This is a genomic window from Candidiatus Paracoxiella cheracis (genome assembly GCF_049348705.1).
Lineage (GTDB): Bacteria > Pseudomonadota > Gammaproteobacteria > Coxiellales > Coxiellaceae > Paracoxiella > Paracoxiella cheracis.
This window is the reverse complement of sequence record NZ_CP186485.1, coordinates 1,418,976-1,444,399: the sequence shown is the minus strand read 5'-3', so window position 1 is coordinate 1,444,399 and position 25,424 is coordinate 1,418,976. Positions and strand designations below refer to the sequence as shown.

Annotated in this window: 21 protein-coding genes; 17 read left to right on the top strand and 4 right to left on the bottom strand. The window is 40.3% G+C overall.

Features of this window, described 5'->3' with window-relative positions:
• Positions 1-111 precede the first annotated feature (111 nt).
• The 12 genes from ACJMKR_RS07545 to ACJMKR_RS07490 all read left to right on the top strand — a co-directional run bounded on the left by ACJMKR_RS07545 (position 112) and on the right by ACJMKR_RS07490 (position 15,092).
• Positions 112-1,221 (top strand): DegT/DnrJ/EryC1/StrS family aminotransferase, encoded by a 1,110-nt coding sequence (locus ACJMKR_RS07545; RefSeq protein ID WP_423062539.1) that lies wholly within the window; start codon positions 112-114, stop codon positions 1,219-1,221.
• Positions 1,214-1,738: a transcription/translation regulatory transformer protein RfaH gene (rfaH, locus tag ACJMKR_RS07540; RefSeq protein WP_423064214.1), complete on the top strand. Its 525-nt coding sequence runs from the start codon at positions 1,214-1,216 to the stop codon at positions 1,736-1,738. The genes ACJMKR_RS07545 and rfaH overlap by 8 nt, the downstream gene beginning before the upstream one ends.
• A gap of 45 nt (positions 1,739-1,783) precedes the next feature.
• Entirely contained in the window at positions 1,784-2,377 is a 594-nt protein-coding gene (locus tag ACJMKR_RS07535; RefSeq protein ID WP_423062538.1) for a winged helix-turn-helix transcriptional regulator, read from the top strand.
• Between the two features lie 110 nt (positions 2,378-2,487).
• Positions 2,488-4,314, top strand: coding sequence for an ABC transporter ATP-binding protein (locus ACJMKR_RS07530; RefSeq protein ID WP_423062537.1), 1,827 nt, complete (start codon positions 2,488-2,490; stop codon positions 4,312-4,314).
• A 53-nt stretch (positions 4,315-4,367) separates the two neighbouring features.
• The gene (locus ACJMKR_RS07525; protein ID WP_423062536.1) at positions 4,368-5,921 is read left to right on the top strand and encodes an asparagine synthase-related protein; all 1,554 of its coding nucleotides are present in this window, start codon (positions 4,368-4,370) and stop codon (positions 5,919-5,921) included.
• A gap of 2 nt (positions 5,922-5,923) precedes the next feature.
• Complete coding sequence (locus ACJMKR_RS07520) at positions 5,924-6,487, top strand: DapH/DapD/GlmU-related protein (protein ID WP_423062535.1); 564 nt, start codon at positions 5,924-5,926, stop codon at positions 6,485-6,487.
• Between the two features lie 9 nt (positions 6,488-6,496).
• Positions 6,497-8,740, top strand: coding sequence for a glycosyltransferase (locus ACJMKR_RS07515; RefSeq protein ID WP_423062534.1), 2,244 nt, complete (start codon positions 6,497-6,499; stop codon positions 8,738-8,740).
• The gene (locus ACJMKR_RS07510; protein ID WP_423062533.1) at positions 8,719-9,807 is read left to right on the top strand and encodes a hypothetical protein; all 1,089 of its coding nucleotides are present in this window, start codon (positions 8,719-8,721) and stop codon (positions 9,805-9,807) included. Before ACJMKR_RS07515 ends, ACJMKR_RS07510 begins: the two co-directional genes overlap by 22 nt.
• Before the next feature lie 76 nt (positions 9,808-9,883).
• On the top strand, positions 9,884-10,738 hold the full coding sequence (locus tag ACJMKR_RS07505; RefSeq protein WP_423062532.1) for an FkbM family methyltransferase: 855 nt from the start codon (positions 9,884-9,886) through the stop codon (positions 10,736-10,738).
• Positions 10,739-10,852: 114 nt separating this feature from the next.
• Positions 10,853-12,016: a glycosyltransferase gene (locus ACJMKR_RS07500; RefSeq protein WP_423062531.1), complete on the top strand. Its 1,164-nt coding sequence runs from the start codon at positions 10,853-10,855 to the stop codon at positions 12,014-12,016.
• On the top strand, positions 12,016-13,968 hold the full coding sequence (gene asnB / locus ACJMKR_RS07495; RefSeq protein WP_423062530.1) for an asparagine synthase (glutamine-hydrolyzing): 1,953 nt from the start codon (positions 12,016-12,018) through the stop codon (positions 13,966-13,968). Before ACJMKR_RS07500 ends, asnB begins: the two co-directional genes overlap by 1 nt.
• Positions 13,965-15,092, top strand: a complete 1,128-nt coding sequence (locus ACJMKR_RS07490) for a glycosyltransferase family 4 protein (RefSeq protein ID WP_423062529.1) — start codon at positions 13,965-13,967, stop codon at positions 15,090-15,092. Before asnB ends, ACJMKR_RS07490 begins: the two co-directional genes overlap by 4 nt.
• Positions 15,093-15,156: 64 nt before the next feature.
• Here the strand turns inward: ACJMKR_RS07490 and ACJMKR_RS07485 are convergent, their stop codons facing one another.
• The gene (locus tag ACJMKR_RS07485; RefSeq protein ID WP_423062528.1) at positions 15,157-16,179 is read right to left on the bottom strand and encodes an NAD-dependent epimerase; all 1,023 of its coding nucleotides are present in this window, start codon (positions 16,177-16,179) and stop codon (positions 15,157-15,159) included.
• Positions 16,179-17,471, bottom strand: coding sequence for a nucleotide sugar dehydrogenase (locus ACJMKR_RS07480; RefSeq protein ID WP_423062527.1), 1,293 nt, complete (start codon positions 17,469-17,471; stop codon positions 16,179-16,181). Before ACJMKR_RS07480 ends, ACJMKR_RS07485 begins: the two co-directional genes overlap by 1 nt.
• A gap of 231 nt (positions 17,472-17,702) precedes the next feature.
• Between ACJMKR_RS07480 and ACJMKR_RS07475 the strand changes: the two genes are divergently transcribed.
• The 5 genes from ACJMKR_RS07475 to ACJMKR_RS07455 all read left to right on the top strand — a co-directional run bounded on the left by ACJMKR_RS07475 (position 17,703) and on the right by ACJMKR_RS07455 (position 24,358).
• On the top strand, positions 17,703-19,049 hold the full coding sequence (locus ACJMKR_RS07475; protein ID WP_423062526.1) for a UDP-glucose dehydrogenase family protein: 1,347 nt from the start codon (positions 17,703-17,705) through the stop codon (positions 19,047-19,049).
• An 18-nt stretch (positions 19,050-19,067) separates the two neighbouring features.
• Positions 19,068-19,832 carry an SDR family NAD(P)-dependent oxidoreductase gene (locus ACJMKR_RS07470; RefSeq protein ID WP_423062525.1) on the top strand — a complete coding sequence of 255 codons (765 nt, stop codon included), beginning with the start codon at positions 19,068-19,070 and terminating at the stop codon, positions 19,830-19,832.
• A 4-nt stretch (positions 19,833-19,836) separates the two neighbouring features.
• On the top strand, positions 19,837-21,480 hold the full coding sequence (gene pgi / locus ACJMKR_RS07465) for a glucose-6-phosphate isomerase (protein WP_423062524.1): 1,644 nt from the start codon (positions 19,837-19,839) through the stop codon (positions 21,478-21,480).
• A gap of 61 nt (positions 21,481-21,541) precedes the next feature.
• On the top strand, positions 21,542-22,387 hold the full coding sequence (gene galU / locus ACJMKR_RS07460) for a UTP--glucose-1-phosphate uridylyltransferase GalU (protein WP_423064213.1): 846 nt from the start codon (positions 21,542-21,544) through the stop codon (positions 22,385-22,387).
• Positions 22,388-22,819: 432 nt separating this feature from the next.
• Positions 22,820-24,358 carry a transposase gene (locus tag ACJMKR_RS07455; protein WP_423062523.1) on the top strand — a complete coding sequence of 513 codons (1,539 nt, stop codon included), beginning with the start codon at positions 22,820-22,822 and terminating at the stop codon, positions 24,356-24,358.
• 24 nt (positions 24,359-24,382) lie between these two features.
• Here the strand turns inward: ACJMKR_RS07455 and ACJMKR_RS07450 are convergent, their stop codons facing one another.
• Positions 24,383-25,021, bottom strand: coding sequence for an IS3 family transposase (locus tag ACJMKR_RS07450; RefSeq protein ID WP_423062522.1), 639 nt, complete (start codon positions 25,019-25,021; stop codon positions 24,383-24,385).
• Positions 25,022-25,109: 88 nt separating this feature from the next.
• Positions 25,110-25,319: a transposase gene (locus ACJMKR_RS07445; RefSeq protein ID WP_423062521.1), complete on the bottom strand. Its 210-nt coding sequence runs from the start codon at positions 25,317-25,319 to the stop codon at positions 25,110-25,112.
• Positions 25,320-25,424: the final 105 nt, after the last annotated feature.

Below are 25,424 nucleotides of genomic sequence, written 5' to 3'. Positions count from 1 at the left end.
CATCCTCCTTATTGAGATTGCAATAACTGGTTGTTTAAAGTACCATTTCGGAGTTCGGGGCACCCTTTTGAGGTGCCCCCTTAGGTTTATATGGAGATGTTGAGATTATTTATGAAATTTATCGATTTAAATCAACAGTATCACAATCTTAAAGCGTCGATTGACGCAAGAATTCAAGTTGTCCTCGATCACGGCCAATATATCATGGGCCCAGAGGTTGCCGAGTTGGAGGAGCACCTTGCGGAATTAGTTGGAGCTAAGCACTGCATCGCCGTATCGAGTGGGACCACAGCTTTGCAAGTAGCCTTAATGGCTATTGATATTCAGCCTGGCGATGAAGTTATTACCACACCATTTAGCTTTTTTGCGACGGCAGAGACCATTATTTTGTTAGGTGCAAAACCCGTTTTTGTCGATATCGATCCGAAAACATATAACATCGATCCGGCATTAATTGAGTCGGCCATCACATCCTGCACCAAAGCGATTATACCAGTCAGTTTGTATGGTCAATGTGCTGATTTGGATCCAATTAATGCAATTGCCGCAAAACATGGCCTGACCGTCATTGAAGATGCCGCTCAGAGTTTGGGGGCAACCTATCATGGGCGCCACTCTTGTGGGCTTTCAACGATAGCGACTACCAGCTTTTTTCCTTCAAAACCATTGGGTTGCTATGGGGATGGGGGTGCTTGCTTTACCCATGATGATAAATTGGCTCACAAGATGAAGTCCCTGAGACATCATGGTGAGGAGGGGCGCTATCATCATACCTCAATTGGCATCAATGCGCGCTTCGATAGTATTCAAGCAGCAGTGTTGCTTGCAAAACTTGACGTTTTTAAAGAAGAATTAGCTCAGCGCCAACAGGTTGCTAAGTGGTATGATCATCATCTTAAGGGGCAAATAATTACCCCTTATATTGAGCCATTCAATGTGAGTGCCTATGCACAATATACAATTCAACTAGATGATCGAGATGAGATCAGGCTCGCATTAAAAGAGCTTGGAATTCCAACGGCTATACATTATCCTATCCCGTTGAATAAACAGCCAATAATGTCTCGCTACTTAGACTCGTCGCAAGAGTTCCCGATTTCGGAGGCGACCTCTGAACGAGTGCTCAGTTTGCCATTCCACCCTTACTTAACCGAGCAAGATGTGAGAAAATTAACGGATGATTTATTGGGGTTGTTGAGCCGACAAAGTGTCAATGCTTGAAGACAATATAGAGTCTCTTAGTACTTGGTTTCTTATCTATACAAAGCCAAAGCAGGAAAAGGTGGCTGAAACGAATCTTGTTCGTCAGGGATATCGTGTTTATTTGCCCTATGTGCAACTGTCAAAACGGCGGCAAGGTCGGTATCAGATGATCAGCGAACCCATGTTCCCTCGTTACTTATTCATTTACTTGAACCCTATTAGCGATAATTGGGCGCCTATTCGTTCTACGAAAGGTGTTACTTCTTTAGTTCGTTTTGGTGGTATGCCAGCTAAGGTGCCCACTCCATTAATTGAATTTTTAATGAAGAATCAAGAGAATAAGCCTTCTTCGGAGCCGACAGTCCCGGAGTTTAAACAAGGTGAAAGTATTCAAATTTTGGATGGTGTTATGGCGGGTTATCAAGGTCTGTTCGAAGCAAAGTCCGGCACAAAGCGAGTGACCGTGTTGTTAGATATTGTCGGCAAAGCGATGAAAGTGGAAGTGCCCATCGACGCCATTGGTCGTTCAGAATAATAAGGGGCTTGATAATTTTACCCGTTCGTGTACAGTGTTCATGCTATGAACGCTGATGACGATATGGAGATTACGCTCCCTATTCTCCAAACAATTGAACAACAGAGCCACATGACTCAACGGGGTTTAGCGAAACGACTCGGGTTGGCGCTTGGTCTGACAAACTCTTATCTCAAGCATTGCATCAGTAAAGGATTAGTAAAAATCGAGCAAATCCCCGCTAACCGTTATTTATATTATTTGACTCCAAAAGGCTTTGCAGAAAAAAGTCGGTTAATGGCGGAACATCTATCAAGATCATTTCGGTTTTATCGCCGAGCAAGCGATTCATGTTTAAAAATATTTACCGAGTGTCGATTGAAAAATCGACGCGATGTTGTTTTATATGGCATTTCTGACTTAGCAGAAATCGCTGTATTACAAGCCGCAAGAGCAGCAATTAATGTGCTCGGTATATTCGATCCCAGCTCGGATCGCGATACATTTTTGGATTATTCAGTATGGCGGAAATTGCCTAATTTGCCACCTGAATCTGTTTACGTAATTACAACACTAGAGGCACCGCTAAGAGCAAAACAGGAATTGGCATGTAGTGTTGATGCTGATTGTATCTTTGTGCCCGATATTTTAGCCCCATAAAAAAGTGTGATATTGGGGTATTTTTGATTGATACGGTGTTTTAACAAACTGTAGGGCGGTAGCGTACTTAAAAGTAGGCAGGCATCAAGTAGTCTTAAAGAGATTTTATTATGATAGAATTTACGAAAATTATGTTTTCATTTTTAAACAAATCTGATAGGCGTTTCCTGTTGTTTTTGTTGTCTATGATGGTGTTAACTGCGGTCATTGAATTGATGGGAATTGGGTCGTTATTTCCATATATCAAAATTTTAGGGCAACAATCTATTATTCATGAAAATCATGTCTTGGAATCAATCTACCAGTACTTCCATTTTAATAACAATAATAGTTTTTTAGTGTTTGCTGGAATAATGATATTTATCATGATTTTATTTAAAGGCTTAATGAGTTGTTTAAATAATTATTGTCAATCTAAATTCACGTACCAACTTAATAATCGTCTGACAAGTTTTTGCTTGAGAAGTTTTTTGAGTATGCCCTATTCAGAAGCATTCAATAGAAATTCATCTGTTCTTTCTAAACATTTGTTGGTTGACGTAGCGGGTGTGTCGGCGATATTAACAGCTATTTTGACGATGTTGACCGATATCATTGTCGCTGTTGCCTTAATAAGTTTGATGATTTGGGCAGATCCTGCGTTAGTTATGTTAGTCGTAGTTGTTCTGTGTGGATTTCTTTGGTTAGCAGTGAGATCCACTAAAAATAGGATTCGTAATTTAGGTAAAGCAAATGAAATGTGCAATAGATTTGCTTATAAGACGGCCGCAGATGCTTTAACAGGATTGAAAGATGTAAAGGTATATAGTGTTGAAAATTATTTCATTAATCGGTTTTTACATTGGCAGCATAAATTATCTAATCAGTTGATTGAGTTTAATGTTGTCTCGAATATTCCTGCAATCTCAATGAACGTAATGGGCTTTGGGATACTGCTTATTATCTTATTATATTTGATAATTTCGCGTGGAAATTTAATTGCTATTCTTCCTGTTATTGGTTTGATTGCAGTTTGCGTGCAACGATTGTTGCCATCAGCGAATCGTATTTCAACATCTATTGGTACCATTAGAAGATATAAACCCATGGCTTTTATTGTTAGAGATGCTGTGGATGAATTATCAACAATCAATGAACGTATCAAAAAACAAAGCCAAGAACAATCCAATATTAAATTTGAAAATACACTGTTGTTGAAAAATATTTATTATAAGTATCCGAAAAGTCAAAAAGATGTGCTATCTAACTTATCTTTAGAGATCAAAAAAAAGACAGCGACTGGTATTGTAGGTGAATCGGGTGCTGGGAAAAGCACATTAGTGGATGTGCTTCTAGGTTTATTGCCTATTGAGAGAGGAGAAATCTGGTGCGATGATGTGAATATCACTAAGTTTGAAAACTTAGCACTGGCGAATTTGGTTGGTTATGTGCCTCAGCAAACTTTTTTATTCGATGGCACCATTAAGGAAAATATTGCATTTGGCATTCCTGAGGATAAAGTAAATAGTGATGCTATTAATAGAGCGATAAAAGTGGCGCAGCTTAAAAGCTTTGTTAATGGGCTGCCTGATGGGCTTGATACACAAATCGGGGAAAATGGGGTGAAGTTATCAGGCGGTCAGCGACAAAGGATTGGTATTGCAAGAGCTTTGTATCGAGATCCTGATATTTTAGTTATGGATGAAGCGACTAATTCACTCGATTCTGCAACAGAAAAAGAATTTAATGAATCTCTTGTTAGTTTGATGAAAGAGAAAACATTAATTATTATTGCGCATCGCCTATCATCAGTTAAATTTTGTGACCAATTAATTCAGTTGCAAGAAGGGAAGATCGTTGCTGTTGGTACCTATGATGAACTGATTAGAGGTTCTGCTGATTTTCGTCGAATTTATAATATTTCTGCAACTGAAACAGAAAGTGAAAGTGCATGGTAAAGCAAAGTAAAAATTTATTCATCAGTGATTCGTATGGTTGGCGCCGTATTAGAATGTCAACTGTAACCCTATATTTGAATGGTGTTGTAGAACATGCTCAGAAAATTATAACGGAGTTATTGGAAGAACAGAAAATATCAGATCGGTTGCTTGCCTTATTAAAGTCAGAATACGGTTGCTTTGGCATTATTGTGGATCATCCTGAGTTTTTGTTTGCTAGTGTTGATCGCTTGCGCAGCTACCCTGTTTACTATAGTCAGTATGATAATGAAGTATTTGTGGCAAACTCTGCCGTGAAGTTACGGAATCATTGTCATTTGGAAACGATCAATTCTCAATCATTGTTAGAATTTAACATGGCTGGATACGTTTTTAATCGTGATACGTTGTATCGAGATTTGTATCAGTTACAAGGAGGCGAATGTTTATTTTGGAAAAAAGGATCAGATGCACCGGAAATAAAGCGATATTATCGATACGTCCCAACACCAACAACGACTAAATCAGCTTCTGATCTATTAAATGAATTATCACAGGTTGTTGATGCCGTAGTTCATCGCACGATTGAACGTGCGCATGGCGCACCGATTTGGGTGCCTTTAAGTGGGGGCTTAGATTCAAGATTAATCATCGCCAAATTGGTTGAGCATAAGTATGATCGCCTTCAAACTTTTAGTTTTGGTGTGCCAGGTAATTTTGAAGCTAACAGAGCGAAACAAGTTGCTGAGCAGTTGGCCGTGCCCTGGTTTTTTTGTCCGTTCATATCAAAACAAATGAAAAATGCAGCTTATAAAAATGCTCGTAGCGCTTATACTGATTTTGCAGCCGGTTTGTGTAGTGTGCCAAGCTATTTGGGATTTCGAGCCTTTTATACATTAACGCAAAAAAAAATTATCCCTGCTGATGCTATCATTATTAATGGACAAACCGGTGATTTTATTTCGGGCGGTCATGTTCCTTCAGTTTTATTCACTAATAATGCAACCACATTGTCGGATATTCTAGAGTTTTTGATTAACAAGCATTGTTCATTATGGTTGAATTTAAAAACCAGAGAGAATTTAGAACGGATCCAGCATCGAAGCACAAATCAATTTCCTATTCTAGATAATGCTCTAGCTCCAATAGATCGTTTGTGCTCTAACTATGAGACCTGGGAATGGGAAGAGCGACAATCTAAAATGGTAGTGAATAGCCAACGTATTTATGATTTCTTTCGTTTGAAATGGTTATTACCCTTATGGGATAGTCAATTAATGGATTTTTGGGAATCCGTTCCTTATGAATTAAAGGTCGATCAAAAATTATATATAGACTACCTAAAACAATATAATTATAAAGGCGTTTTCGATACGTTGCGTGATGTGGCTAAACCATGGACGGTTAAATATGCTTGGATTCCTTGGTTTGCTCGAGGCATTGGTCTTTTTGCAGGTAAGAGATTCAAAGTAAAGTATTATCATCATATGTATTATTACGCAACCGATCGCGATCAATATGTCGATTATGGTCGAAAGCACTATTTAGAACATTATAAAGTGGCAAGAGGTGTTGTTTCTTTTGATGTGATGCATTATCTCAATCAAGTTGGAATTGTGGATATTTAAAAATGAGTATCTATATTCACGAAAGTGCTTATGTTGACATGCCAAGTGAGATCGGGGATGGCACAAAAATCTGGCATTTCAGTCATATCATGTCAAACGTTACCATTGGACGTGATTGCATCATTGGACAAAATGCGTGTATTGGTCCCGATGTCACTTTAGGCAATCGGTGCAAAATACAAAATAATGTCAGTGTTTATAAAGGTGTGACTCTCGAGGATGAGGTTTTTTGTGGTCCTTCGGCTGTATTCACAAACGTCATCAATCCACGTGCTGGAATAGAGCGTAAAAATGAATTCCGGCAGACTCTAGTGAGACGTGGGGTAACGATTGGGGCGAATGCCACGATTTTATGCGGAATCGAATTGGGTGAATATAGCTTTATTGCAGCAGGCGCTGTTGTTACTAAAAATGTAGCCCCTTATGCATTGATGGTGGGTGTGCCCGCAAAACAAGTTGGCTGGGTAAGTCGAAGTGGTGAACGACTGGGAATGGATTTGATTTGTCCGCGAACGGGCGAGCAATATCGTCTCAAAAATAATGAATTACTCGAAAAAGTAGAATAAATTAGTATCATGAATATATTATTTATGGAAGCCGGTGAATCAGGTCATGGTGGTTCATTTGTAAGTTTATTGCAAATGTTAACGCTGCTTTCTGTGCAAGGCCATCAACTTACCGTCATTTTATGGAATTCATCACCTTTTATTGAGCAGTATGAAGCGCTGGGAGCTCATGTTATTCGTGTTGATAATCCTATTTATACAACGACTCATAATAAATTTAAGTATATTTATAATAAATTGATGGGAGTTTCAAGGCGGATTTTTCCATCATTGTGTGTTTATATAGAGCTATTGCTGCAACATTCCTGCTATCGACAAGTCATTAAAATAGCACGTGATAACCATATTGAGTTAATACATTTAAATAATCAGCCTATTCGTAACTTTATTGGATTTTGGGTAGCAAAACGTTTGAAGCTGCCGCTTATCTCACACCTCAGAACATTGCATTCTTTTGGTTTTACTCATTCTCATGTCCGCTTTATGGAAAAATTAAACTATAAAGCATTAGCTGTATCAGGTGCAGTAAAACAGTGTTGGGAGAAGGCTGGCATTTCTGTGAAACGAATAAGCGTGCTGCATAACCCTTATGATGGTTCCGTTAAACGTCAACCTTTGAGTGCTCAATCTCCACCTAAAAAGATCGTTTATGTGGGTAGACTTGAGCCAGGAAAAGGGCTGGATTTTTTATTGGAAAGTTTTGCAGTAGCATTGCGCTCTATTCCAGACTTAACTTTAACGATTATTGGTACAGGGAGCCTCTATGAATATTTATTTGAATTGGGTAAGCAGCTTAAGCTTGATAGAAACCTAAATTTTTTAGGATATATAAAGGATGCCAAACAACACTTGTCGGAATTTGATATTTTAATATTGCCTTCTCAAAATGAGGGTTTTGGTCGAGTTGTCATTGAGGCCATGGCGCATGGCGTTTGTGCTATTGCGACTCATGTAGGTGGTATCACTGAAATTATTGAAAATAAAGTGAATGGCTTGCTAGTTGATTACGGTGATACGGCAGCACTCTCAGATGCCATTGTAATGGCAGTCAATGACGATAGCTTGCGACAGGAAATGATTAAGCAAGCATATAACACAGTCGAAACACAATTTAACGAAGAGAATTTTTATCATGCGTTGGTAGCAGAGTATCAGTCGTTTAAACATCATCAAGGTTACGATTTGGCGATTGTGATTAGCGACTTGGGGAGTGGTGGAACCCAACGCGTGGTGAGTCAACTCATTAATTACTGGAGTCGCCACGATAAGTCGATTGCCGTACTCACTCTTAGCACTGAAGAAACTGATTTCTTTAGATTGCCAACAACAGTCGATCGTTATGTGGTTGGTGGAGTAGGTGATTCCAAAAATAAATTCCTGGGGTTGTTGGCAAATATTAAGCGTATTAAAAAATTAAGAAAGCAGCTAACGAATATTAAGCCAAAGAAAATACTTTCTTTTCTTTGTGCGACTAATATTTTAACAATTTTAGCTGCGCATAAATTGAATATTCCATTAATTATTTCGGAACGCAATGATCCGGCAAGACAATCATTTGGCGTTGCTTGGGATTTACTACGCCGGAAATTGTATCGACGTGCTGATAGGGTTACCGCCAATACTCAAACAGCCATTGAAACGCTGTCTGATTTTGTGCCGAGGAATAAACTAAAATGGATTCAAAATCCCATTGCTGAATTAGTGGTTGATACCTCTGTTGCATTTGAGAATCCTACCATCTTAGCGGTTGGAAGGCTTCATCACCAAAAAGCGTATGATGTATTACTGCAAGCATTTGCTAAATTTCATCAACATCATTCACATTGGCGATTGGCCATTATTGGAGAGGGTGATCTGCGAGAGCAGTTGCAGAGGCAGGCAAAATATCTTGGCATCGTTCCGTATATTAAATGGTATGGGCGTGTTAACAATCCTTTTCCTTATTATTTTGCATCACAAATATTTGTAATGCATTCGCGTCATGAGGGCATGCCAAATGCATTACTTGAAGCAATGAGTTGTGATTTGCCGGTGATTATCAGTGATGCATTACCCGGTCCGTTGGAATATGTACAAAATAATATATCGGGACTAGTTGTGCCAGTTGAAAGCGTCGATGCTTTAGCAAATGCTTTGTCTCGTTTGGCTAGCGATGAACACCTGCGTGAGCAATTAGCAGCAGCGGCTAGTGAACGACTGAGTAATCACTCAATTGAAGAAGTGGTAGGTACATGGAATTCAATCCTCGGGTAAAAATTAACGTATTAACAAAAGGCTTTGATAGCCCTAATGGCTGTGCTTTTTTATTTCCACTTATTAAGCATCGGCAGGCGTTGAGAGAGCATGGAATTAAAATCGATTTTTATGAAGATATTAAAGAGTCTCTTTATTCCTGTGACATACTGATTGTCGAAAGCAAATATTTTAGTGCAGATTGGGCATGTAATACCGACAGCGTACTTGAGAAATTTTCAGTATTTCGTGAAAAAATTGCTAAAGTTATTTATTTTGATATCAGTGATAGCAGTGGGTTCCCGCATGTGCGTGTTTTGCCCTATGTGAATAGTTATGTTAAAAATCAATTATTGAAAGATAAAACACTTTATTTAAAGCCTTTATATGGGCATCGATTTTATGCCGATTATTATCATCGGCACTATGAAGTGAATGATAAGAACGCACTATATTCTGAACCCGTTCAGAATGCAGGTTTACTACCCAAATTAAAAATTGGTTGGAATTCTGGGTTGGCTGATTATTCGCTGTATGGTCCCTATCGTATGATGTTGTATAAAAAAATACCCATCTCTGGTTTACTGTCTTATCCCAATAAATTTATCAGCCCAACAGTTGAGAGAGTTAATGATTTGTCCTGTCGGATGGGCATTACTTATGCGCGTGATTCTGTTGCTTGGCAGCGCCGTCAAATTCGTGATAAATTGAAATCTTTCGTTCTTACCAATAAATTATCGCGCAGACACTATTATCGTGAGCTCCAGGTTAGTAAATTTGTGATATCGCCTTTTGGGCTAGGTGAAATTACGTTAAAAGATTTTGAAGTTTTTTTGACAGGTGGGGTGTTAATAAAGCCCGATATGAGCCATATGGAGACGTGGCCTAATTTATTTAGGGATAAAGAAACAATGCTTTCATTTGATTGGAACTTAAATCATATCCATCAACGCATTGAAGAAATGATAGCAAGTTATAAAGATTTGATAGACATTGCTGAAGGGGGGCAGAATTTTTACCGTCAATATTTATCTGGTCCGCAGGCAGCTCAATTATTTAGTGATAATTTTAAGAGGCTAATTGGATAGCCAAGTAATCGAATCATGTTTTAAGAAAATTTGAATTTAAAGGATATATTCTATAACTAGAAAGGGAGCTCGAATCATGATTTCAATTATTAAATACTGTGGCATACAAGGTTTTTTTGTAGCACTTTACTATCGTTTGCTTATTATGTTAAATGCTCAAAAACAAGAAAAACGTTTCATCAAAAAGAAAATATATAACTATGAAATGTATCTTGATTTGCAAGACCCAGGGATATCGCGAACATTATTATTATTTGGTAAGCGTGAACTCGAACATAAAATCATGCTGGAAAAAGTATTGAAGCCAGGAATGACTGTATTAGATATTGGTGCGAATATTGGGTATTACGCTATCATGGAATCAAAGCTAGTCGGTTCAGCAGGTAAAATCATTGCCGTTGCGCCTTCACCGAGTAATATTGCTCTGTTGAAGTGCAACGTAGAGTTAAATGGCTGTAAAAACGTTGATGTGTTTCAAGGAGCGATATCCGATACCAATGCTGAGCGCGAATTTTTCATGGCGAATTCATCTAATCTAAACACGTTTCATAATACTGGATCGGGTATTCATGACTTAACAGGTGAAACGATTAAGGTAAAAACTATGACAGTAGTTGATGTCATGGAAAATATTGCTAAGCCCGATCTAATTCGTATGGATGTCGAAGGGCATGAGGTGGAGGTGATTAATGGCATGCTGCCGGTAATTCAAAATGGTGAATTCGCTCCAATGATTATTTTTGAAACGCATATTACGCGATATAATAAAGACCATGATATGGAATTGGTTCTTCGTGCATTATTTAATTGCGGTTACCGCGTTCAATACTTAGCATCTAATGCAGAGTCTGGTATCGAGCGAGTTTGTAAAAAAAGGTTACGAAAGCACCGAACCGATAAAAACCGATTTTGTACATCGCGTGATTTTTAAAGATATCAAGCCAGATGATGCTATTGATTTAATTTGTCACATTGGAGGTGCTCGTACTGTTTTTTTGTCAAAAAACTAAAACTGTTTTTTTGGATAAACCTTTGAGGATAATGTGTGGCTAAAAAGTCTATACTCATTGTAATTAGCAGCCTAAACCGTGGTGGCACGGAAGGGCATGTCCTACAAGTATTTTCAAAAATTAATCGAGAAAAATACACTATTGTTGTGTATACAACAAGTCATAAAGGTGTGCTTGCAGGGGCACTAGAATCGCAAGGTGTCAACGTGATAGAGCCGCCGTGTGCCGCTGTTTTAAGGAAATTTGGTAGATTAGGTCGATACTTATTATATGGCATCTCTTCATTAAAATTATCTTTTTTGATGTTGCGATTAAGGCCGGCCATTGTTCACTGCTTTTTGCCAGGTACTTATTTAATGGGTGGTATCTGTGCGATTGTGACCCGGTGTACAAAGTTAGTGATGAGCCGGCGTAGCCTTAATTACTATCAAACCAAGCATGTTTTTTTATCACGAATCGAGCGCTGGTTGTATAAGAAAACCGATTTAATTATTGGAAATTCTAAAGCTGTGAATCGGCAATTGCTTGAAGAAGGTGTTTCGGAAGATAAGTTAGTGTTGCTATATAATGGTGTCGATTTAGAAAAATTTCATAAAAGTGGTGCAGAAAAAACGAAAGATTCATTTACAATGATTATTGTTGCAAATTTATTTGCTTATAAGGGGCATATAGATTTAATTCACGCATTGGTTTCTATTAAACAGGAATTACCCAAACATTGGAAATTGCTATGTGTAGGAAAAGACGCAGGCATGGAAAATGTGCTAAAAACGTTAACCAGCGATTTGCAATTATCAAATCATATCCAATGGCTTGGTGAATGCTCAGATGTTGTTTCATTATTATCTCAAGCTGATCTTGGTATTTTATGTTCACACGAAGAAGGTTTTTCTAATAGTATTTTGGAAAGCATGGCCATGGAATTGCCGATGGTGGTAACTGATGTGGGCGGTAACGCCGAAGCAGTATTGGATGGCCTCAATGGTTTGGTTGTTCCACCTAAAAATTCAACTCAATTAGCGCAAGCTATTTTGTCATTAGCAAATGATCCAGCACGTCGACAACAGATGGCGTTAGCTTCTCATGAACGAGCAGTACAATGTTTCTCATTGAAAAGTTGCATTCATCATTATGAAATGCAGTACGAAAAATTATTAAGCGAGCCTTCACTCACTACATCAAAAGTGGTTGAAAAATAATGTGTGGAATAGCGGGATATATTGATTTCAGCGCAAATGCTACTTCTTCAGAATTAACTGAAGTTGCAACAGCGATGGCTAATCGTTTGCATCATCGAGGTCCAGATGATCACGGTGTATGGAACGATACTCATCATGGTATTGCATTATCATTTCGCCGCTTGAAAATTATTGATGTATCAAACGGTGGTCACCAGCCCATGGTGTCACACAGCGGTCGTTACGTTTTGGTTTATAATGGTGAAATTTATAATTACCGCGACTTGCGTCATGAATTAATCGAAGCCGGAGTCCAGTTTCGTAGTACATCTGATACAGAAGTTTTGTTAGAAGCCATTGCGCACTGGGGAATAAAAGACGCACTTTGTCGCTGCAATGGCATGTTCGCTTTTGCACTTTGGGATCGGCAAGAAAAGATATTGCATTTGGCTCGCGACCGGATGGGTAAAAAACCGCTTTATTATGCAAGAATGGGGAATTATTTTTTATTTGGATCTGAAATAAAAGCATTATCTGCCCATCCCGCTTTTAAAAAAGACATCGATCGCAATGCCTTAGCTTTATATTTACGCTATTGTTATGTGCCAGAACCTTTTTCTATTTTTAAAAACACATTTAAGGTACTACCCGGTGGCTTATTAACTATTAGTTATAAAGAAAATCTGAATAGTGACTTGTATTGGAATAGTGAAAGCGTAATTTCGATAGCGCTAAGCCAGCCATTTACAGCACCCGAAACTGAAGCTAAAACAAAATTGCATGATATATTGTTAGATGCGGTTCGGTTACGAATGATCGCCGATGTGCCGTTGGGTGCATTTTTGTCGGGGGGTATCGATTCTTCAACAATAGTCGCACTCATGCAAACACTCAGTGATAATCCAGTAAAAACTTTTACGATTGGATTCCATGAGAATGGTTATAACGAAGCTAAACATGCTGCAGAGGTGGCTAAATATTTGGGTACAGATCACACGGAATTATACGTTACGCCTAAAGAAGCGATGGATGTGATTCCTCTCTTGCCACAAATATACGACGAGCCGTTTTCAGATGTCTCGCAAATTCCAACTTATTTAGTTTCACAGCTCGCAAAGCAACACGTGACAGTAGCTTTGTCGGGTGATGGTGGTGATGAACTATTTGCAGGTTACAATCGTCATCGATGGGTACCTTTGTTTTGGTCGCGTTTTGGCCGACTACCATCCGCATTAAAACAACCTATTTTAAAGTTGATGACGAGCTTATCGCCGCAACGCTGGGATCAATGCGTGAAGATAGTAGCGCTCGCCTTGCCTAAACTTATGAAGCTGCCAAATCCCGGTGATAAGTTACATAAATTAGCGCATATGTTGCAGCATGATCAGCCTGAAAAAATGTATCTTGATTTAATATCAAGCTGGAAAGAACCACAAACAGTTGTATTAAATGCAATTGAGCCCAATTTATCAAAAACACCTGGTATCGACTTTCCAGATTTGACACACAAAATGATGTATTTTGATATGATCCGCTATTTGCCGGGGGATATACTCACGAAGGTGGATCGGGCATCGATGGGTGTGAGTCTTGAGGCTCGGGCACCTTTGTTGGATTACCGTGTTGTAGAGTTTGCCTGGCAACTGCCCTTAGATCTTAAAATGAAAAATAATCACGGAAAATATTTATTAAAAGAAGTCTTGCACCGCTATGTGCCTGCAAAATTAATTGATCGACCCAAGATGGGGTTTGGTGTGCCGGTCGGTCAATGGTTGCGAGGGCCATTGCATGATTGGGCAGAAGATTTAATCAATCCTAATCGCCTTCGTGAACAAGGTTTTTTTGATGTTGCCTCGATTCAACAAAAATGGCGAGAGCATCTTTCTGGCCATCGAAATTGGCAATATGAATTATGGAATGTTTTAATGTTTCAAGCTTGGCTAGATGGTTTTCATAAGAGCAATCCTTTATGAAGAAAAAATTGTTAATCGTAGTCAGCGGAGCTAAGTTCTTTTTATCGCATCGTTTGACGTTGGCGAAAGCAGCGCAAGAAGCAGGTTATGAGGTGCATGTTGCTACACCACCCTCGGAATTAAATGACACTATCACAGCTAATGGATTAATTCATCACTGCATTTCTATGGATCGAGGGGGGCTTAATCCTTATCGAGATGTCATTTCAATTTTTTCTTTATACAATCTGTATAAGCGTATTAAACCAGATATCGTTCATCATGTGACGATTAAACCTATTTTATACGGCGGGATGGCGGCAAGGTTGGCGCGAGTTCCTGCGGTTGTGAATGCAATATCGGGGCTCGGTTATTTATTTGTTGGCGATAAAAACAAAATAAAAATACTGCGCTCGTTGGTGTTATTGGCCTATAAAATATCGTTTGCTCATCCGAATATGTGTGCGATCTTTCAAAACGAAGATGATCGTAGTTTTTTTATCAATAAAAAAATGCTCAACGATGATCAGACGATTTTAATACGCGGATCAGGGGTTGATATGAAGCTGTATCAGCCTACAGAAGAGTCTAACGAATCAGAGCCAATCGTTATTTTACCTTCACGCGTGTTATGGGACAAAGGTGTTGCGGAATTTGTGGAAGCGGCGCGGATGTTGAAACAACAGAATGTATTAGCACGTTTTGTGTTAGCAGGTTATTTTGATTATGCCAACCCAGCCGTTGTGCCTGAGACGCAATTAAAAGCTTGGGTCAATGAAGGGATTATTGAATGGTGGGGTGAGCGTGATGATATGCCGATTGTTCTGGGTCAATCGAATATTGTTTGTTTGCCTTCATATCGTGAGGGATTGCCGCGTGTTTTAGTAGAAGCAGCAGCAAGTGCACGCGTGATTGTGACAACGGATTCACCGGGTTGTCGTGACGTTGTCCGCGATGGTGAAAATGGTTTCTTGGTTCCGATTAAAAATGGAAAGGCACTTGCAAATGCGTTGTTAAAATTAATTGGTAATCTGGATTTACGAAAAAGCATGGGTGAGAAGGGGCGAAAGTTCGTCGAGCACGATTTTTCGTTAGATACTGTGTTAAAGCAAACTTTGGAGATGTATCAGGGTTTGTCGAAGTGATTTCAATTGCTCTCTCTTTGCTGCAATTGAAAGCCATTTAAAAAATAGATTTCGAGAGTTACCCTTAAATATTTATTGCGTTCAATTGATAGTAGTTAATATACCACTTAACAAATTCACGAATACCGTGCTCGAGATCAGTGGTGGGTTTGTAGCTTAGGGCAGATTCGAGGTGAGAGGTATCGGCATACGTTTCGGCGACGTCACCCGGCTGCATGGGCAGCATGTTTTTAATGGCTTTTTTATCGAGAATTTTTTCAAGCGTTGCAATGAAATCCATTAATTTTACAGGTTTATTGCTGCCGATATTAAAGACGCGATAAGGGGCATAACTTGTTGCAGAATTCGGTTTATCGCTCGACCAATTAGGGTCGGGTTTTGCAGGGTTATCGATCGCTAAAATGACACCTTTGATAATATCATCAACGTAGGTGAAATCGCGTGCCATATCGCCGTGGTTATAAACATCAATAGGCTTACCCGCTATTATGTTTTGTGTGAATTTAAAAAGCGCCATGTCAGGGCGACCCCAGGGGCCATACACAGTGAAAAAGCGCAAGCCTGTGCAAGGCAGATTAAATAAATGCGCATAACTGTGTGCCATGAGTTCGTTGGATTTTTTAGTGGCGGCATAGAGCGCAACGGGGTGGTCGACGTTATCATTTTCTGAAAAAGGATAAGTGGTGTTTGCGCCGTACACTGAACTGGATGATGCAAATACTAAGTTTTTCACTCGTTGTTCGCGACAGCCTTGTAAGATGTGTGCAAAACCAACGAGGTTAGAGTCGATATAGGCGAATGGGTCGGTTATCGAATAACGCACCCCGGCTTGTGCCGCTAGATTCACCACAACATCAAATTGATGGTTTTTAAATAAATCGGCCATGCCGTTTCGGTCAGAAAGGTCTAACTTAACGAATTCGAAATTAGGAGACGTTTTTAAATTAGCTAATCGCGCTTTTTTGAGTGCGACATCGTAATAATCATTGAGATTGTCGAGGCCGACTACGTGGTCGCCGCGTGCGAGCAACTGTTCTGCCAAGTGATAACCAATAAAACCGGCGCAACCTGTGACTAAGATATTCATTACAATCTCCAGAGTTGAATGCCATTTTCCTGACATTCTTGTTTATTTAAAACGCCTTTGACATCGACAATAATAGAGTGATTTGCCATTTTGGCATGATATTGCGCGATTGAATATTGTTGATATTGATCATGTGCAACAGCAAGCACGATGGCATCAACGTTTTGAATGTCATCCCAAGATTTTAAGTCGACGTCATAGAGTTGCTTGGCGACATCAGCATCGGCAATGGGATCATGAACCAAACATTCGATACCATAATCGTTAAGTTCACGAATGATGTCAATGACTTTGGTATTGCGTAAATCGGGACAATTTTTTTTAAAAGTGAGGCCCAGTACAGCGACTTTAGCGCCTTTTATTGTGTAGCCTTTATGAATCATGTGCTTGATAGTTTGTTCTGCTATATGTTTGCCCACATGATCGTTGATACGTCGACCGGATAAAATAACCTCGGGCTGATAACCATAACGTTGCGCTTGGTAAGTTAAATAATAAGGATCAACACCGATACAATGTCCGCCAACTAATCCGGGTGTGAACGGTAAAAAATTCCATTTAGTACCAGCGGCTTTTAAAACTTCTTGAGTGTCGATATGCATGCGGTCAAAAATGATAGCTAGTTCGTTCATCAACGCAATATTAATATCGCGTTGGGTGTTTTCGATTACTTTTGCGGCTTCGGCCGTTTTGATATCGGGGGCGCGGTAAATGCCTGCAGTGACCACGCTGCCGTAAACATCCGCAATAATATCGAGTGTTTTTTCATCTTGGCCAGCAACAATTTTAGTAATATTTTCGAAACGGTGTTCGGTGTCACCGGGATTAATACGCTCGGGCGAGTAGCCTAGCGTAAAATCGCTACCGCAAGTTAAGCCGGAGGCAGCCTCTAGCACGGGTGCACAGTCGTTTTCGGTAGCGCCGGGGTAAACAGTCGATTCGTAGACCACGATATCGCCTTGCTTAAGGTGCTTTCCGATCGTTTCGGATGCATTCAGCAGTAAACTCAGGTCGGGATGCTTTGATTGATTGACCGGCGTTGGCACTGCAACAATGTAAAAATCTGCGTCGGCTAGGTCATCAGGGTTGTCCGTGAGGAGCAATTGACTCGCAGCGAGCTGTTTTGTGGTCACTTCCCTGGATGAGTCGTGACCTGATCGTAATTCTTTGATACGTTTGGAGTTTTTGTCATAGGCGATGACGGGGTTGTGTTGCGCAAAGGCAACAGCAACGGGTAGACCAACGTAACCTAAGCCGATGACTGCAATTTTACGTGAAGTAGGGTTATACATGTTCTTGACCATTCATATGTTGTTGTGGGATTGTAACTTATGTTGTCGTTATTGCAAATTGCTAGCTAGCCGAGTTTGAGCTTAAGGAATTTCAATTGGAGATTGAGCCGGGACGGGTATTTGCTTGTCGCAAGGCGCTATCCTTAAAGGTCCGCCAAACAAACACCCGTCTTGCCTCCCGCAATTGAAGTGCCTTTTAACCGGTAGCGATTTTAATTTGAAAGAGGAAATATGAACATTACTGTATACGGAGCAGGCTATGTGGGCCTTGTGAGCGCTGTTTGTCTAGCAGAACTCGGGCATCACGTATACTGTTTGGATATCGATCAGAGCCGCGTCGACTCATTAAAACGTGCCGAGGTGCCGATTTACGAAGCGGGGCTCACAGCGCTCTTGCAAAAGAATCTCGCTGCTGGTCGTATTCATTTTACAACAGATCCCAAAATAGCCGTTGTTTTTGGTCAGGTTCAAATTATTGCCGTTGGCACACCAGCGGGTGCTGACGGCTCCGTTGACATGAGTCATGTTGATTCGGTCGCGACAACGATTGGAAGCTTGATAACAAAATACAGTGTCATCGTGACAAAATCGACGGTACCGGTTGGCACAGCGCAACGCTTGCGTGAGATTATTTCAACGGAACTCAAAAAACGTGATACCTCGGTTGAATTTGATGTGGTTTCTAATCCTGAATTTTTAAAAGAAGGCGATGCGGTTTCGGACTTTATGAATCCAGATCGCATTATTATTGGTGCACACTCACCGCAAGCTATTGCCATTATGCGCGAACTGTATGCGCCTTTAACTGAAAAAGGAAAACCGCTTGTCGTGATGAGTGAACGTTCAGCCGAATTTACAAAATATGTGGCTAATACATTTTTAGCGACGAAAATTAGTTTTATGAATGAAATGAGTCGACTCGCTGAGCGAATCGATGTTGATATTGAAGACATTAAAAATGCAATTGGATTGGACAAGCGAATTGGGGAAAAATTCTTAAATCCAGGCTGTGGATTTGGTGGCTCATGTTTTCCAAAAGATGTGAGTGCGTTACAAAATTTTGCAAAAGCATTGGATTGTGAGGCGCACATTACCGACGCTGTTTTGCAAACTAATGCCATACAAAAGCGAATAATATTTGATAAAATTTATGATTACTTTGATGGTAAATTAGAAAATAAAGTCGTGGCTTTGTGGGGCCTTGCTTTTAAGCCAAATACAGATGACGTGCGTTGTGCACCCAGCCGCACATTGATAGAATTATTGTGGCAAGAAGGAGCGATTGTGCAGGCTTATGATCCGTTAGCGATGAAAAAGATCGACGCTATCTACGGCCAGTCTTCACGTTTGCAATTATGTGAAACGGCAGAAGCAGCGCTGCAGCATGCCGATGTATTAGCCATTGTGACAGAATGGGAGCAGTTTAAAAATCCAGATTTTAAAAGAATGAAACAAGCGCTGAAAAATCCAGCCATCTTTGATGGGCGTAATATCTATGATCCCAAAATGATGAAAGAGAAAGGATTTGAATATTTTTCAATCGGTAGGGCCGTTGCTCCCATACGTGAATATGCATGATTATGAATGAGGACATTTATGGAGATTAAAAATCAAGTTGCTGTCATTACTGGAGGTGGTTCTGGTATGGGTGCCGAAACCGCGCGTCGCCTAAAAGAAGCGGGCGCCAATGTGGCTTTATTAGATTACGATAAAAAAAAGGCGGATGCCGTTGCGCATGAGATCGGTGGTTTTGCTGTTGAATGTGATGTGAGTCAGGCAACGAGTGCAGAAAATGCAATTAAACAGGTAGTCGATCAGTTTGGTGCGATTACTATTTGTGTTAATTGTGCAGGCGTTGCACCGGCAGCTCGTATTGTGGGTCGCGAGGGAGCCATGCCTTTACAGGATTTTGATCGCGTTATTCAAGTCAATTTAATCGGCACATTTAATATCATGCGATTGTGTGCAGCGCAAATGATGAAACAAGAGCCACTAAATAATGATGGTGAGCGGGGTGTTGTTATTAATACAGCCTCTGTTGCAGCGTTTGAAGGTCAAGTTGGTCAGGTAGCTTATAGTGCGTCAAAAGGCGGTGTGGTCGCTTTAACCTTGCCAGCAGCGCGTGAATTTTCAAAATTTGGCATACGTGTCATGGCGATTGCCCCGGGTATTGTTGCCACGCCGATGATGATGGCGATGCCAGATGAAGTTCAAGACAGTTTGGCGGCATCTGTGCCATTTCCAAAAAGGTTGGCACAAGCAAGTGAGTATGCACGTTTAGTCAAAGATATTATTGAAAATCCCTATTTAAATGGCTCTGTTATTCGTTTAGACGGAGCGCTTAGGATGGCAGCGAAATAAATAAATGACAAAACTCACTCAAACATCTCAGTGGCATGCATTGCAAACGCACTATCGTAATATTGCAAATGCGCACATGCGCGATTTATTTTTAGCAGATCCCAGGCGCGGTGAGGAATTTTTCTTGGAAGCGGCAGGGCTTTATTTGGATTATTCCAAAAATCGCATTACTACAGAAACCATGCAACGCTTAATTGAGTTGGCTAACGTGATGCGAGTTGCTCCGCAAATTGAATCGCTTTTTAAGGGTGATTTGGTTAATTGCACTGAAAAAACCGCTGCATTACATACTGCATTACGCAATCTCGGTGATAAGCCTGTTTTAGTGAATGGGCGAGATGTGATGTTGGATATTCATGCATCCTGGGATCAGATGAAAACTTGGTCTGATCTAATTCGCTCAGGTCACTATAAAGGGTTCAGTGGAAAAGCTATTCAAGATGTTGTGAACATTGGTGTTGGAGGATCGGATTTGGGGCCTTTGATGGTCTATCAAGCGCTCATGCCGTATGTTCAAAATAATATTCGTTGCCACTTTATTTCAAACCAAGATGAATTTCATATTCGTGAAACGTTGAAGCGTCTCAATCCAGAAACGACTTTATTTATTATCACCTCAAAATCTTTTGGCACGAAGGAGACGCTCGATAATGCCAATCGTGCGAAACAATGGTTGCTAGATGTGGTGGGTGATGAGACACGAATAAAGCCGCATTTTTTGGCGATCACGGCAAAAGCAGAACGAGCTATCAATTTTGGTCTGTTGCCCGATCACATTTTTCCCTTGTGGGAATGGGTAGGTGGCCGTTATTCCATTTGGTCATCGGTGGGATTATCGCTCGCAATTGCCATAGGCATGGAGCGGTTTCAAGAATTTTTGGCAGGCGCCTATGCGATGGATCAACATTTTCGCCATACAGAATTATCGCAAAACATGCCGGTTATTTTGGCGTTGTTAACCATTTGGTACAGTAATTTTTTCCATGCTCAAAGTCGCGCCATTATTCCATACAGCCAACAATTGCTCTATTTACCGGACTATTTAAAACAACTGCATATGGAAAGTCAGGGTAAATCCATACAGCGTGATGGCGATCCAGTCGATTATGCAACTGGTGTGATTATCTGGGGTGGTATTGGTTCTAATAGTCAGCATAGTTTTCATCAATTATTTTTGCAAGGCAACCAACTGGCCCCCATCGATTTTATTTTACCGTTGAAAAATTACAGCACAAATCGATGTCAATACGATTTAATTGCCAATTGTTTAAGTCAGAGTGAAACATTAATGCATGGTTATGACTTAGAACAAGTGATGAATGATTTGCACCATCAAGGTATTCGACAAGAAGAAGCTAACATGCTGGCGCCCCATAAAATTATTTCTGGAAATTATCCCAGTAACACCATTTTAATGGAGTGTATTACGCCCTATAATTTAGGTGCATTATTAGCTTTGTATGAACACAAAATTTATGTGCAAAGTTTAATATGGAATATTAATGCCTTTGATCAATGGGGGGTCGAGCGAGGCAAAACGATTGCCAGGAAAATTTTAAAAAATCTGGAACAGAGCTTATTAACGAATGAACCTGATAATTCGATGCAGCCATTAATTAAAAAAATATTGTCTTTAGTAGAAAAATAATTTTTAAGAGGATAGATCCTTGACGCAAAAAATAACAACCGCTGTTTTTCCCGTTGCGGGTATGGGCACACGATTCTTGCCTGTAACGAAAGCACAACCCAAAGAAATGTTGCCGATCGTCGATAAGCCTGTCATTCAATATGTCGTGGAAGAAGCGATTGCTGCGGGTATCACGCATCTTGTTTTCGTGACGAGCAGCGGCAAGCGTGCCATCGAAGATTATTTTGACACGAATTTTGAACTGGAAACGCGTCTTAAAGAGCGTGGCAAAATTCAGGCGTTAGCTTCCGTGCAAAATCTCTTGCCTGGCAATGTGCGTTGCACGTATGTGCGCCAAGCAAATCCATTGGGTTTGGGTGATGCCGTTTTGTCTGCGCGTCATGTCGTGGGTGACCAGCCTTTTGCAGTATTGCTGGCTGATGATGTGATCGATTGTGGTGAAAAAAGTTGTATTCAACTGATGGTAGATATTTTTAATCGAACTCAATCGAGCATCGTTGCTGTTGAAACGATTCCTATCGAGCAAAGTGATAAATACGGCATCGTATCATTGGACAAGCATGATGCGGATGTTAGCCGAGTTAACGCGATTGTTGAAAAACCTACTCCTGCACAGGCGCCATCTAATTTGGCTGTGACAGGCCGTTATATTTTAACGCCTCGAATTTTCGATTTATTAGAACATACCGAACGAGGCGTTGGTGGCGAGGTGCAACTCACCGATGCGATTTCTGCTTTGTTGAAGGAAGAGCAGATTTTTGCGTATCCTTTTCAGGGTCGTCGCTATGATTGTGGCAATCAAATGGGGCTACTCGAAGCTACGATCGCCTATGCGCTCAAACGGCCGGATTTGAATGGGCGATTACGCCAATATCTCGAACAGTTATCAGCTAATGCGCTAGTATAAATACCTTTTTTATTGTAAAATAACGGTATAACTATAAAGCCCATGGATTGAGGCGCAGTTGGGAATTCAAGGATGAAGCTAAAGCAAAAACGCTATCGCTATATTATTACCATTTGCTTTAATGTCGTTTTATTTTATTTGCTTTATTTGTGGCTGCAAAAAAACATCAAACTACACTCCCTCCTATTTGACGTCGAACACACGGCGTATGCTTCCATTGTTTTTGTCGTTATATTTTATTTTTTTATATTGTGCTTATATGGTCTTCGGTTTGGATTATTGTTAAGAACAAGCTTCAAAAATGCATTTTGTGTCACATTGGACTTTGGATAAATTTATAAAAATAATTAAAAATTGCTTGACATAGAAACCGAAAAAAAATTTTACGTTGTAAACAACGTTTGTTCGAAAAAATAAAATAAGGAACAAACGATGTTAGCGACAGAAAAACTAAAACAATTCCGTACATTCCTCTACAACATCTTCCCCGCGCGACGCGATGCCAATATGAATTTACTCGATGCCCTTTCAAGCCATGGCCATCGCTGCAAAACACCCATAGAATTATGTGAATCGCCATACTTTGAACGTGAATACAGTAGTATTACCGATGCGATTAGCGATGGTTTGTCGGTAGCAAATTGTTGGGATAGCATGATGAAAATACAATATGAACATGTGAGTCATAGCGATGACCGTGTGATCATTATTGCGGATACGACACCACAGTCGCGTCAAAGTGCACACTGTGTTGAAGATCGCCATGTGGTTTACAGCCCTAATCCAGCACCGGGTAACAAACCGATTACCATTGGACATGAATATTCAACGGTATCACTATTGCCCAATGATGGTGCAGCTCAAGAAAAGCATTGGTTAGTTCCACTGGATACGAGGCGCGTTAAAAGCGATGAAAAAGGCAATGTAGTTGGGATGCAGCAAATTAACCGTTGTATTGCAGACTTAGCGCTTACTCATAAATTGGTGGTTAGCGTGGCTGATTCAAAATATGGTACAGAAGCTTGCCGTAAACTGGTTAGCGAAAATCCCAATTGGGTACATCTTTTCCGTTTTAACAGTACCCGTAATGTTTTCGCGCCCGCATCAATAGAAGATAATACCTCAGGAAGTATAAAACGCTATGGTGATGCGATGAAACTAAACGACAGCACGACTCACCGTGAATCCGATGAGATTGTGCAGCAACCCATTACAACCCGCAGTGGCAAAACTTACCAATTGGAGATTAAAATATGGCGTGACCAATTACTGCGTGGTTCAAAGCAATTTAAAGGATATGAGCATCCTGTTACTGTTGTGCAATTGGTTGCGGTTGATGCTAACGGTAAATCTTTATATAAAAATCCACTCTGGTTAGGACTCGCTGGTGAACGACGTAATGAAATCACAGCATTAGAAGCGTATCACTATTACGATAGACGCTATGACATTGAACACTACTTTCGTTTTGGTAAAGACAAACTGTTATTTGACCGATACCAAACACCGGATGTTAAGCACGAAGAAGATTGGTGGCGGATGACAGCATTAGCGTATACGCAACTTTATCTAGCGAGGAATCTTGCCCCGATTTTACCGAAAAAATGGGAGCGGTATTTGCCGAGCTTCCAAGTGGATAACGAAAAACCATCAATAACTGCGACCCCTTCACAAACGCAACGGGGTTTTTCTACGGTGCTTGATACCGTTGGCACGCCTGCTAATCTCTGCAAACCACGCGGTAATCCGCAAGGCAGAACCAAAGGTGATACGCAGGGGAAACGCACGCGACATCCTGCTATTTTCAAAAATAGCAACTCAAAAATTAAAACGATTCAGAGGACTGAAGAAAAGACGCAAAACTCAGACCCTGAAAAAATAGAGGATTTGATTGGGATAGTAAAATCATGGTTGGATAAAATAAATTTTACACCTGAGAAATTCTACGAATTGCTGCAAAAAACAGGTTAAGATTTAGAAACTCACATTTTTTGATTATTGTCCTAACTGGCAAAGGATTTTATTTATCCAAAGTCCAAAATATTGACTGCCCCGATCAGAGTGTATAATCACTTGCTTTGGATATTTTCGTTTGAATAACGCCATCAATAACGCATCACACACTAAATCTTGTTTCATGCTTTTATTCATTGACGAGCCAATAACCGAACGTGAATGCACATCGATAACCACCGCTAAATACAACCAACCTTCACGGGTTGGAATGTACGTCAGATCACTCACCCATTTTTGATTGATCGCCGTTGTCGTGAAATCTCTCTTTAAAATATTCTCAAAAATAGGCTTGTTGTGACCCGAGTCTGTGGTTATTTTAAATCTACGCTTGGCAAGTGCTTTTAAGCCCATGGAGCGCATACGCCGCTCAATACGCGTGTGACTGCAGGAAATCGATTCCGCTTGCAATGCACGAGTTATACGTGGTGAACCGTAACGTTGTTTGTTTCTCATATAAATTACCTTAATTTTTTCATCTAATTGTTGGTTTGCTTGCTCACGTGGGCTCATAGGTCGGGATAGCCAGTCATAATAACCACTACGACTGACACCCAGTACATCACATAGCAAGTTAATTCCAAATAGTTGGGCGTGCTTTTGAATAAAGCTGTACTTCACTCGAGTTCTTTCGCGAAGTACGTGGCCGCTTTTTTAGAATGGCTTTCTCCTGTTCCAGTCGTGCCAGTCGCTTCTTAAGCTGTTGATTTTATTCAATGAGTTCCCCTATGTTGACCGGTTGCTTTGCGCTGGGATGAATCACTTCACCACTCTTCCTGGCTTTATCCACCCAGGTGTGGAGGGTCGCTTCGGGCATGCCTAAGTCTTTTGCAGCGCTTAACACGGAAGGAGAACTGAGTGCTAGATGGATTGCTTCTTGTTTAAATGCCGGTGTGTATTTTCGAGTCTTCTTTGTCATGAGATCACCTCTTTGTTACTTCATAGATTTTAACAAATTAGTGTCCGGTAATTTAGGGGAAGATTACTATGCTTGGCGAGCTAAGAAGAAGTTGAGCGGCACATC

What these genes read in the sequence shown, in the direction of transcription:
- ACJMKR_RS07545 (WP_423062539.1), top strand. Translation starts at nt 112, where the DNA reads ATGAAATTTATCGATTTAAATCAACAGTATCACAATCTTAAAGCGTCG.
- rfaH (WP_423064214.1), top strand. Translation starts at nt 1,214, where the DNA reads ATGCTTGAAGACAATATAGAGTCTCTTAGTACTTGGTTTCTTATCTAT.
- ACJMKR_RS07535 (WP_423062538.1), top strand. Translation starts at nt 1,784, where the DNA reads ATGAACGCTGATGACGATATGGAGATTACGCTCCCTATTCTCCAAACA.
- ACJMKR_RS07530 (WP_423062537.1), top strand. Translation starts at nt 2,488, where the DNA reads ATGATAGAATTTACGAAAATTATGTTTTCATTTTTAAACAAATCTGAT.
- ACJMKR_RS07525 (WP_423062536.1), top strand. Translation starts at nt 4,368, where the DNA reads ATGTCAACTGTAACCCTATATTTGAATGGTGTTGTAGAACATGCTCAG.
- ACJMKR_RS07520 (WP_423062535.1), top strand. Translation starts at nt 5,924, where the DNA reads ATGAGTATCTATATTCACGAAAGTGCTTATGTTGACATGCCAAGTGAG.
- ACJMKR_RS07515 (WP_423062534.1), top strand. Translation starts at nt 6,497, where the DNA reads ATGAATATATTATTTATGGAAGCCGGTGAATCAGGTCATGGTGGTTCA.
- ACJMKR_RS07510 (WP_423062533.1), top strand. Translation starts at nt 8,719, where the DNA reads ATGGAATTCAATCCTCGGGTAAAAATTAACGTATTAACAAAAGGCTTT.
- ACJMKR_RS07505 (WP_423062532.1), top strand. Translation starts at nt 9,884, where the DNA reads ATGATTTCAATTATTAAATACTGTGGCATACAAGGTTTTTTTGTAGCA.
- asnB (WP_423062530.1), top strand. Translation starts at nt 12,016, where the DNA reads ATGTGTGGAATAGCGGGATATATTGATTTCAGCGCAAATGCTACTTCT.
- ACJMKR_RS07490 (WP_423062529.1), top strand. Translation starts at nt 13,965, where the DNA reads ATGAAGAAAAAATTGTTAATCGTAGTCAGCGGAGCTAAGTTCTTTTTA.
- ACJMKR_RS07485 (WP_423062528.1), bottom strand. Translation starts at nt 16,179, where the DNA reads ATGAATATCTTAGTCACAGGTTGCGCCGGTTTTATTGGTTATCACTTG.
- ACJMKR_RS07480 (WP_423062527.1), bottom strand. Translation starts at nt 17,471, where the DNA reads ATGTATAACCCTACTTCACGTAAAATTGCAGTCATCGGCTTAGGTTAC.
- ACJMKR_RS07475 (WP_423062526.1), top strand. Translation starts at nt 17,703, where the DNA reads ATGAACATTACTGTATACGGAGCAGGCTATGTGGGCCTTGTGAGCGCT.
- ACJMKR_RS07470 (WP_423062525.1), top strand. Translation starts at nt 19,068, where the DNA reads ATGGAGATTAAAAATCAAGTTGCTGTCATTACTGGAGGTGGTTCTGGT.
- pgi (WP_423062524.1), top strand. Translation starts at nt 19,837, where the DNA reads ATGACAAAACTCACTCAAACATCTCAGTGGCATGCATTGCAAACGCAC.
- galU (WP_423064213.1), top strand. Translation starts at nt 21,542, where the DNA reads ATGGGCACACGATTCTTGCCTGTAACGAAAGCACAACCCAAAGAAATG.
- ACJMKR_RS07455 (WP_423062523.1), top strand. Translation starts at nt 22,820, where the DNA reads ATGTTAGCGACAGAAAAACTAAAACAATTCCGTACATTCCTCTACAAC.
- ACJMKR_RS07445 (WP_423062521.1), bottom strand. Translation starts at nt 25,319, where the DNA reads ATGACAAAGAAGACTCGAAAATACACACCGGCATTTAAACAAGAAGCA.